Origin of the sequence: Ramlibacter sp. (genome assembly GCF_028292805.1) — a bacterium.
GTDB lineage: Bacteria > Pseudomonadota > Gammaproteobacteria > Burkholderiales > Burkholderiaceae_C > Ramlibacter.
The window spans coordinates 1-9460 of sequence record NZ_JAQGLS010000097.1 but is presented as its reverse complement, the minus strand read 5'-3'; the positions used below and the strand labels follow the sequence as shown (position 1 = coordinate 9460).

The 9460-nt window shown below is 69.7% G+C and carries 10 protein-coding genes; 5 read left to right on the top strand and 5 right to left on the bottom strand.

Annotated features, from left to right (window positions below):
* Both JWP65_RS05325 and JWP65_RS05320 read right to left on the bottom strand, forming a co-directional pair.
* Positions 1–364: UPF0149 family protein (locus JWP65_RS05325; RefSeq protein ID WP_299761056.1), on the bottom strand; the 364-nt coding region annotated here is incomplete at its 3' end.
* Position 365: 1 nt separating this feature from the next.
* Positions 366–1277 carry a glutaminase gene (locus JWP65_RS05320; RefSeq protein ID WP_299761054.1) on the bottom strand — a complete coding sequence of 304 codons (912 nt, stop codon included), beginning with the start codon at positions 1275–1277 and terminating at the stop codon, positions 366–368.
* Between the two features lie 425 nt (positions 1278–1702).
* Between JWP65_RS05320 and JWP65_RS05315 the strand changes: the two genes are divergently transcribed.
* Together JWP65_RS05315 and JWP65_RS05310 are read left to right on the top strand one after the other, a co-directional pair.
* Positions 1703–2881, top strand: a complete 1179-nt coding sequence (locus JWP65_RS05315; RefSeq protein WP_299761052.1) for a class I SAM-dependent methyltransferase — start codon at positions 1703–1705, stop codon at positions 2879–2881.
* A gap of 157 nt (positions 2882–3038) precedes the next feature.
* Complete coding sequence (locus tag JWP65_RS05310; RefSeq protein ID WP_299761050.1) at positions 3039–3314, top strand: hypothetical protein; 276 nt, start codon at positions 3039–3041, stop codon at positions 3312–3314.
* Between the two features lie 362 nt (positions 3315–3676).
* Here the strand turns inward: JWP65_RS05310 and JWP65_RS05305 are convergent, their stop codons facing one another.
* Positions 3677–4690, bottom strand: a complete 1014-nt coding sequence (locus tag JWP65_RS05305) for a dienelactone hydrolase (RefSeq protein ID WP_299761048.1) — start codon at positions 4688–4690, stop codon at positions 3677–3679.
* Positions 4691–5013: 323 nt separating this feature from the next.
* Here JWP65_RS05305 and JWP65_RS05300 point away from each other — a divergent pair, with 323 nt between their 5' ends.
* Together JWP65_RS05300 and serA are read left to right on the top strand one after the other, a co-directional pair.
* Positions 5014–5907: a YihY/virulence factor BrkB family protein gene (locus tag JWP65_RS05300; protein WP_299761046.1), complete on the top strand. Its 894-nt coding sequence runs from the start codon at positions 5014–5016 to the stop codon at positions 5905–5907.
* A gap of 283 nt (positions 5908–6190) precedes the next feature.
* Positions 6191–7426: a phosphoglycerate dehydrogenase gene (gene serA / locus JWP65_RS05295; protein WP_299761044.1), complete on the top strand. Its 1236-nt coding sequence runs from the start codon at positions 6191–6193 to the stop codon at positions 7424–7426.
* Between the two features lie 7 nt (positions 7427–7433).
* Here serA and JWP65_RS05290 read toward each other — a convergent pair whose 3' ends face one another.
* Together JWP65_RS05290 and JWP65_RS05285 are read right to left on the bottom strand one after the other, a co-directional pair.
* The gene (locus tag JWP65_RS05290) at positions 7434–7856 is read right to left on the bottom strand and encodes a DUF1810 domain-containing protein (RefSeq protein WP_299761042.1); all 423 of its coding nucleotides are present in this window, start codon (positions 7854–7856) and stop codon (positions 7434–7436) included.
* Positions 7853–8056, bottom strand: coding sequence for a hypothetical protein (locus JWP65_RS05285; protein ID WP_299761040.1), 204 nt, complete (start codon positions 8054–8056; stop codon positions 7853–7855). Before JWP65_RS05285 ends, JWP65_RS05290 begins: the two co-directional genes overlap by 4 nt.
* A gap of 137 nt (positions 8057–8193) precedes the next feature.
* Between JWP65_RS05285 and JWP65_RS05280 the strand changes: the two genes are divergently transcribed.
* Positions 8194–9399, top strand: coding sequence for a M20 aminoacylase family protein (locus JWP65_RS05280; protein ID WP_299761038.1), 1206 nt, complete (start codon positions 8194–8196; stop codon positions 9397–9399).
* The last annotated feature ends 61 nt before the right edge of the window (positions 9400–9460 follow it).

The window sequence follows — 9460 nt, the reverse complement described above, 5'->3', positions numbered from 1 at the left end:
CGCGGTCCTGCTCGGCCAGGGCCAGCACCGCGCCGCGCGTGTCCAGCAGCTCGGGCCGATAGGTGCGCTCGTCGTCCATGGCTTCCACCGGCGCATCCAGCGCGGTCGCCACTTCCGCCCAGCGGCGGCGCCAGCGCCATACGAACTCGATGTGCTCCATCGGCTTGAAGCTCTCCCCCAGCAGCACCGGCCAGTACTCTTCCGGCGCAATGTCGCGCCGCGCGCACACCAGCGCGGCCAGGAAGCCTTCGCAGAACTCCCATTGCGGGATCTCTTCATCGTGCTCGCGCATGGCATCGAGCTCGGCGTCCTGCGCGTCGTAGTCGTCGGGGGCGAGCGGTTGGGGTTCGGGGTCGGTTGTCATCTCAGAAAATCGACAGCCCCGTCTTCGCGGTGAACAGCTCGAGCGCCTTCATGCCCAGCAGCGAGTTGCCGCTGTGCTCCAGCGCGGGCGACCACACGCACAGCGTGAGGCGGTCGGGCACCACCGCCACGATGCCGCCGCCGACGCCGCTCTTGCACGGCAGCCCGATGCGAAAGGCGAACTCGCCGGCGGCGTCGTAGGTGCCGCAGGTCAGCATCAAGGCATTGACGCGGCGCGCCTGGCGCTCGGTCAGCACCTGCGCGCCGGTGAACGGGTGCGCGCCGTCGCGGCTCAAAAAGCCGGTGGCGCGCGCCAGCTGCAGGCAGCTCATGCGAATGGCGCAGTGGTGGAAGTAGGCGCCGAGCACGGCGGTCACCTCGTTGTCGAGGCGGCCGAAGCTTTTCATGAAGTTGGCCAGCGCGATGTTGCGAAAGCCGGTGGCGGCTTCGGACGCCGCCACCTCTTGGTCAACCACCACCGGTTCCTGGCACAGGCTGGAAAGGAAGGCCAGCATCTCCGCCCTCGCATCGAAGCGGCTCACGAGCCGGTCGGTCACGGCGATGGCGCCGGCGTTGATGAACGGGTTGCGCGGAATGCCGTGTTCCGACTCCAGTTGCACCAGCGAGTTGAACGGATTGCCCGAGGGCTCGCGGCCGATGCGCTCCCACAGTGCCTCGCCCAGCTCGCGCATGCCCAGCGCCAGCGTGAACAGCTTGGAGATGCTCTGGATCGAAAACTGCGTGGTGCCGTCGCCGGCGTGGGCTTCCTCGCCGTCGCAGGTGCGCAACGCGATCCCCAGCTGCGCCGCCGGCACCCGCGCCAGCGCCGGGATGTAGTTGGCGACCTGCCCTGCCAGCCCCAGCTGCGGGCGCAAGGTGGCGACGATGTCTTCGAGCAGGAGCTGGAACTGCATGGGCCGATTGTGCTGCCACCAACGCGCGCGACCCGCAGCAGCGGCACCCCGACGCCGAAGTAGCCGCACCGCAGCTGCCCGTGCCGCAGGTAAAAGCCCGTGCGGTGGTCCGTCCTGTTCAAGCCTGTGATGCCGACAGCCAGCGCACACCGGCGAAGCTGGAGGCCGGGACCGGGCCAGGCTGGTGGAACTGGCGAAGGTGCGGGCGCAGGGCATGGCGCCGATGGTGACGACGGGCGCCGCGAGGCCGGTCTTCTGCCCTGAAAGGCGCCAGGTCCGTGGTCCATGTGTCGCTCCTTGCTTGCGGGGTGCCGGCATCAGGCCGCTGTCGCCATCCAGCTGGCGAGCCAATCACGACAGGGAAGTGGCGCTCGCCAGCCCGCAAGAGCCCGCTTCGCGATCCAAGGTCACTGGCAGAATGGCCCGTGACCACGACCACGACCCTGACGCCCCCCGCTCCCGACCCGGCGGTCCTCACCTGGCAGGAAGGCGGGCAGGCGCGCCAGGCCGGCTGGCGTTCCGAGGCCGGCTGGCCGGCGCCGGCACGGGTGCAGCTGGCCGACGACCAGCTGACGGCCGACGCCGCTTATCGGCTGGCCTGCGAAGGCACCGCGCTGCTGTGGCGCGGCGACTTTCAGAACGCGCGCCAGCTGCTGCAGGCGCTCGCCCGCAGGCTGGACCGCGCCCCGCGCAAGGCGGCCGGCGCGCCGACATCGGCCAGCGAAGTGTTCTACAAGCACCGACAGGCGCAAGGGCGCCGGGCGCGGGTGCTGGGCATGCTGGTCATCGAAGTCGACGGCAACCACGGCATCAGCCTGCGCCGGGCGCCCGACTTGCGGGTGGCGTGCGGCGAGGCATGGGGACCACCGGACGGCCAGCCCTGCGTGGTGGCGCTGCGCGAATTGCTCGGACTGGTGGGCGCGCATGAATGGCGCAAGAGCGGGGTGGAGGTGCCGGCGCTCGGCCCGCCGCCGGCCAACCGCATCCACGCGCACTACGGCGTGTTCTCGCCGGTTCGCGGCGAGTACCTGGACCTGATCGCCAGGGCGACTCTGCCCGCCGGCGCCGGCCTGGCCTGGGACATCGGCACCGGTACGGGCGTGATCGCGGCGGTGCTCGCGCGTCGCCGGATCGCGCGCATCGTGGCAACCGACCTGAACCCGCGCGCCCTCGCCTGCGCCCGCGACAACATCCGGCGGCTGCGGCTGCAGGGGCAGATCGAGCTGGTCGAAGCCGACCTGTTCCCGGCTGGAACGGCCCCCCTCATCGTGTGCAACCCCCCCTGGCTGCCCGGCAAACCCAGCTCCACCCTGGAGCACGCGATCTACGACCCCGACAGCCGCATGCTGCGCGGGTTTCTGGCCGGACTGCGCGAGCGGCTCGCGCCAGGGGGTGAAGGCTGGCTGGTGCTGTCCGACCTGGCGGAGCACCTGGGGCTGCGCTCCCGCGAGGAATTGCTCGCGCTCTTCGACGCCGGCGGACTCGCCGTTCGCGAACGCCTGGACATCCGGCCGCGCCACCCGAAGGCCAGCGATGCAGGCGATCCGCTGGCATCGGCGCGCAGTCGCGAAGTCACGTCCCTGTGGCGCCTGGGCGCTGCCTGAGGGACCAGGGCTCGATCGCCTTCGCACCCGCCTTGTTCGCCCGCCCCTGAGGTGGTCGCGCTGGTCACGCTGTGTTGCCTGCCGTGGGGGAGTGCCTAGCCGGCGATCAACGGCGCCATGCGCTGCTGCTGATGGCGCACGGCGCCTGGCCGGCAAGATGCTGTTCGCGGGCTGGCGCTTCCTGCTGGCCGGCCTCGTGCTGCTCGAAGTGGCATCGGCGGCGGGCAGACGGGCTGGCTCACACCAGCGGCGTGACGAGCTCGATCATGAACGCCACCCGGCACCTTCTTCAGCGTGGGTGCGGCGCACTTCGTCGACCGGAATGAACGGCTCCACCAGCGCGAGGCGCTTGGCTGCCTGGTCGGGTTTTGCCGGCGTGCTGGTGGGCAATGTCAGCCCCAGCTGGGGCGGTTTGATTCACCTTGCTGCCTGATCCCGGCTTTCGGCGCAGCACTCCCGGCGCTCTTCCTGGGCGAGTCGGTGCTCGAATGGAAGAGCCTGCCGGCACTGGTTCTCGCCTGCGTTCGGCATCGCGATTGTCACGCGGGCTGTCGGGGGAACGGGTCAAGCCCCGGCGCTTCTGCCGGCACGTCGGTCGCTGCGCCGTCTGGCCGAGGCCGGCCGGCCGGGATGCCTGCTTGCGGCTGCGGGTTCAGCCGCTTGCGTTCGCTCCTGGCTCGCAGTGGGAGGTCCTGCTTTGCAGCTGTCGCGCCGGGCGGGCGGACCCGGGCGACGACGTGCGTTGCAGCAACGTATTGACCGGACACCAGGCGCAGCCAGGCAAGATCGGCCGAATCAGGTTCCCGACCCGGCCCTCAGTGCCTTGCTCAGGAAGCTCACGACCGCTGCGTTGAAGCTCGCGTGAAACGCCGCCCGGTCGAAGCCGGCGGCACTGGCGCAAATGGCGGGCACCATCGACGCCAGCGCGGGGCCGCAAGGCACCAGAAAGTCGAAATGCCCGGCATCGGGAACGACATGGTAGTCCGGCGCCTGCGGCAGCGCCAGCGCCAGCTGCACAGCTTCCGCATAGCGCGGATGCGGAAGCAGCACATCGTTGTCGGCGCGCCAGAGTTGCACGGGCACCTTCACGTTCTTGAGCCCGTCCGGAGAGAACGTGAATCCGAGCGCAGGGGCGGCCACCACTGCGGCCTTGATGCGAAGCTCGGCTGCACTGGCTGTGGTGGCCCTCAGAGGCAGCGCGAGACTGCCGCCGCTGCTTGCGATGAGCTGGCACGCAAAGTCTCCGGGGTACTGGCGACACATGGGCCCGACCTTCGAAAAGTCGGGAATGCCACCGATGCTCACCAGCGCGGTGAAGGCGCCCGCGGAAAAGCCGAACATGCCCAGACGTGCCGGATCGATCATGGCCCGGCCCTCCCAGGCCGACAGCATGTGGTCGATCACCCGGCTGATCTGACGCGGCCGGTCCATGACGTCGGCGCTGCGGCTCTGGTCTGCGTAGTTGTCGCCCGCGTGGCTGACGGCCGCCACGACAAAACCGGCGTCGGCCAAGGCAATGGCCGTGTCGAAATGGCCGAGGAACGAGCCGCCGGTTCCATGCGATATCACCACCAGCGGCAGGGCCTTGCCTTGGGCGATGCCGTTGAGCGCGACGCTCATCGTCGTGGGTCCCATCGCCAGGGGCTGGACCGCGGCCGGACTCGGGTACCAGATGCCGATTTCCAGTGGTTTGCCATCGGGATCGGCGGCAACACCGCGCTGAAAGCCGGCACCATGGACGCAGGTGCCTGCCAGTGCCATGAGCAAGGCGGCGCCAGCCGAGAACAGCCGGGACAGGTGCGTCTTCATGGTGATGCTCCTGGGAGCCAGATGAGGTCGCCAGTCTATGCCTTGTCGCCAGAACTGAGCCGCTGCTCGCGACCGGCGGCCGCCGGCCCATGCCAGTGCCGGGCTCTGCCGATCGAGCTGGCGTTGCAGCCGCGCCAGGATCTGGCGGCAACCCTTCGATGCTGTCCGATCACGCCCCGGACCCGCCAGGCGTGGGCACGCCCACGAGCCCTTATCCGTCACCCGGCCCGCTACAGTTCGGGCAAGCTGGAAAATCCCAGGTCCGTGCCCACCGAACAGAAACCCTCCGGCCGAGCCAGCCACATGAGAAAGAGTCCAGGTCCATGAGCCGACTTCGCCAGGCTTGGCGCCGCGTCAGCCGTGCGGCGCTGGCCGTGCCCGGACTGCGCGTGCTGCTGCTGGCCGTCCGCAACTACGTCTTGCACCAGAGCGCCAATCAAGCTGGCAGCCTGGCGTTTTCGGCGGTGCTGGCCTTGTTCCCGCTGTTGATCCTGTTGTCGGCTTCCGCCGGCTTCGCCGGCAGGCCCGGCGAGGCAGCGGCCCTGGCCGGGCGCGTCATCAGCTATGCGCCGCAGGTGGTGCGCGATGCAATGCAGCCGGTCATCGACCAGGTCCTGGCCCAGCGTAGCCAGGCACTGCTGGCCATCGGTGTCCTGGCGACGCTCTGGGCGGCCTCCTCGGGCATGCAGGCCGTCCGCTCGGCGTTGAACCGCGCGTACGGCATCGAGCGCGGCCTTCCCTTCTGGAAGGCCCGCATCAAGGTCACGCTGTTCACCATCGTGGTCGGCCTGGGTGTCCTGGCCGCGTTCAGCTCCGTGGTGATCATGCCGTACGTGTGGCAGCTGCTGGAGGCGAATGCAAACGCCGGGCGCGACACGCTCTGGCTCCACAACGGCGTGCGCTACGGCTCGGCCTTCCTGGTGTTGATGGTGCTGTACGCCCTGCTGTATGGCTGGCTGCCCGACATTCCCCAGCGCCTGTACACCGTCTTGCCAGGCGCCGTGGTCGGTGCCGCGCTGTGGGTGGCGGCTGCCACCACGCTGTCGTACACGCTGCGCAGCACCGGCAAGCTGGCGCTGATCTACGGCAGCTTCGCCGGTGTGGTCGCCACGCTGGTGTTCCTCTACATCAGTGCGACGACACTCATCTTCGGCGCCGAAATCAACGGCGTTTTGCGGGCGACGACAGCATTGCCGGAGCAGGCTCCGCGCGGCTAGCAGCGGCGGTCGGGCGCGCCGCGCTCCAGACCGGCAACCCGGACCAGGCCATCCCGCGCCCATTGCCGGCAACTGATACGCCAACCTTGCCGACGGCGCATTTACTTCGGCATGTACTTCGCGAACTGCTGCATGCAGCCTGCCGGGCGCACGCCTTGGCCTGCACCGACGCAAGGGCAACTGCCGGTCGACGGCAGGCGCGGCAGGGCGCGGTGACAATGCTGGATCGGCGCCGGCGTGCCCAAGCCGCAACGTAGCGCGCCGCTACCTGAACGAGAGATCCATGACCCCCCCACGCCTGTCCGTCCCCAAGGAAAAGATCAAGTTCGTCCTGCTCGAAGGAATCCATCCGTCCGCCGTTGCCGCGCTGCAGGCCGATGGCTACACGCAGGTGGTGACGCACGCCAGGGCCCTGGCGGGTGACGAGCTCGTGGCGGCGATCGGCGATGCGCACTTCGTCGGCATCCGTTCGCGCACCCACCTCAGCCAGGCCGTGCTGGCCGCGGCGCCCAAGCTCGCCGCCATCGGCGCCTTTTGCATCGGCACCAACCAGATCGACCTGGACGCGGCCATGCGGCAGGGCGTTCCCGTCTTCAACGCGCCGTTTTCCAACACCCGCAGCGTGGCGGAACTGGTCATCGCCCAGGTCGTGATGCTGATGCGCGGCATCCCGCACAAGAACGCGGTGCTGCATCGCAACGGCTGGGTCAAGAGCGCGGCCGGCTCGAACGAGGTGCGGGGCAAGACGCTGGGCATCGTCGGCTACGGCCACATCGGCACCCAGATCGGGGTGCTGGCGGAACACCTGGGCATGCAGGTCGTTTTCTACGACATCGAGGCGAAGCTGCCTCTGGGCAACGCCCGCCAGCTGCCTTCGCTGGCCGCGCTGCTGCAGGTCAGCGACGTGGTGACGCTGCACGTGCCCGAGACGCCGGCCACGAAGGACATGCTGGGCCCGGCGCAGTTCGCGCGCATGAAGGCCGGCAGCCACGTGATCAACGCCTCGCGCGGCACCGTGGTCGACATCGATGCACTGGCCGCGGCACTGGAGAGCGGCCACATCGCCGGGGCGGCGATCGACGTGTTCCCGCTGGAGCCCCAAGGCAATGACGCGCGCTTTGAGTCGCCGCTGGTGCGGTTCGACAACGTGCTGCTCACGCCTCACATCGGCGGCTCCACGGCCGAGGCGCAGGAAAGCATAGGCCGCGAAGTGGCGGCCAAGCTGATCCGCTACTCCAACAACGGCTCGACCGTGTCGGCCGTGAATTTTCCCGACGTGACGCTGCCCGAGCACACCGGGCGCTCGCGGCTGCTGCACATCCACCGCAACGTGCCCGGCATCATCGCGCGCGTGAACGAGCGCTTCTCCGCGGCCGGCATCAACATCGCGGCGCAATACCTGCGCACCAACGACGAGGTGGGCTACGTGGTGATCGACGTGGACAGCACCGCCAGCCAGCTGGCGCTGGAGGAAATGTGCAGCGTGCCGGGGACGATCCGGTGCCGGGTGCTGTACTGACGCCGGCTCAGCGCACCTGGTCCACCGTCAGCGGATCCGCCTGCCCGTCGAAGTAGCGCTGCAGGCACTGCCCGAACACGTCGCCAGGGGCAGCAACGTCGAACAGGGTCAGGCACGAGCGCAGCTTCTTGGCGTCCACCATGCCGAAGATGTCGCGCGCGCTGCGCTGCTCCAGTTGCAGCAGCTGCTCGCAGGAGCTCCTGAGCCTGGTCCCCAGCACGGGATGGGCCAGGTAGGCCCTGGCTTCCTCCAGACCCGCCAGCCCGTAGTGCCTGGCCATCGAGCTGCGCCCCAGCGTCGCCAGCTGCGGGAACACGAACCACATCCAGTGGCTTTGCTTGTGGCCCGCCCGCAGCTCGCTGCACACGGACTCCCACACGGGTTGCTGGGCGCTGACCAGGCGCGCCAGGTCGAACGGGTCGTCGGTCATTGCTTGCTCCCTGCCTGCGCCGGTGCCACGGCCAGCCGCGCGCCGACCTGGGTGTTGTGCTTGAACAGCGCGGTGTGGCGACCAGGCTGCGGCCGCCGGGTCGATTCCGGCGCGACCACCGGCCGGCCCGCGGCCAATGCCGCGGCCACGGCGGGGCCGGGAGCCAGCCAGAAGCACGCGCGGTCGGAAAGCAGGGTCATGGCACCGCAGTGTGCCGCACCTTCATGACGAGCCGGGCGGCGCCGCCAGATCGCTCGCCGGCTGCCCGCGCCGAACAGGTAGCACGAGGGAGTACAGCGACCGCATCGTGGCCGCGATCCGCGCGGTACAGTGCCCCATGCCCGACATCACTCCATACCTCGGCAAGCTCATCGGTTTCCGGCGCGACCTGCACGCCCATCCCGAACTGAAGTTCGAGGAGACCCGCACCTCGGACCAGGTCGCCGCCTGGCTGCAGGCGCTGGGGCTGCCGCTGCACCGGGGCCTGGGTGGCACCGGCGTCGTGGCGACGCTGCGCGGCACCGGCGCGGATGCGGACGACCCGGCGCGCGCCATCGGGCTGCGCGCCGACATGGACGCGCTGCCGGTGCAGGAGATCAACGAGTTCGCCCACGCCAGCGCCAACCCCGGCCGCATGCACGCCTGCGGCCACGACGGCCACACCACGATGCTGCTGGGCGGCGCCACCCTGCTGGCCAGGCAGCCGGACTTCAACGGCACGGTGCACTTCATCTTCCAGCCGGGCGAAGAAGGCGGCGCCGGCGCCCGCAAGATGATGGAAGACGGCCTGTTCGAGCGGTTCCCGATGCGGGCGATGTTCGCGCTGCACAACTGGCCCGCCTTGCCGGCCGGCCAGATGGGCGTGCGCGTCGGGCCCATCATGGCCTCGGCCAACCGCTTCGAGATCCGCATCCGCGGCCAGGGCGGCCACGCGGCCCAGCCCCACACCACGGTCGATCCGATCCCGGTCGCCTGCGCCATCGTCGGCCAGCTGCAGACGCTGGTGTCGCGCGGCGTCGATCCGCTCGACAGCGCGGTGCTCACGGTGGGCAAGATCGCGTCGGGCACGGTGGAGAACATCATCCCGAACGAGGCTTTCATTTACGGCACCTGCCGCACGCTGGGCACGGCCACGCAGGCCCAGCTGGTGGAAGGCATCCGGCGCATCGCCTGCCACGTGGCGCAGGCCCATCGCGCCAGCGCGGAAGTGATCATCAAGCCCGGCTACCCGACCACCGTCAACCATCCGCGCGAGGCGCGCTTCATGGCGCGGGTGATGGCCGACATGGTTGGCGCGGGCAACACCCATGCCGACGTGCTGCCGGCGATGACGGCGGAAGACTTCGGCTTCATGCTGGAGCAGGTGCCGGGCGCCTACGGCTTCATCGGCAATGGGCCCGGTGGCAAGCCGGGCGTCAACCTGCACAGTGCGTCCTACGACTTCAACGACGACATCCTCGGCCTGGGCGCGAGCTTCTGGGACCGGCTGGCGCGTGCCTGGTTCGAAGGACAAGACCCGGGCTCGAAGGAGGTCCATTCATGACATCCCGCCGAAGCGCGCTCGGCGTCGCCCTCGCGGCGGCCTTGCTTCCGCTCGCCGCTTG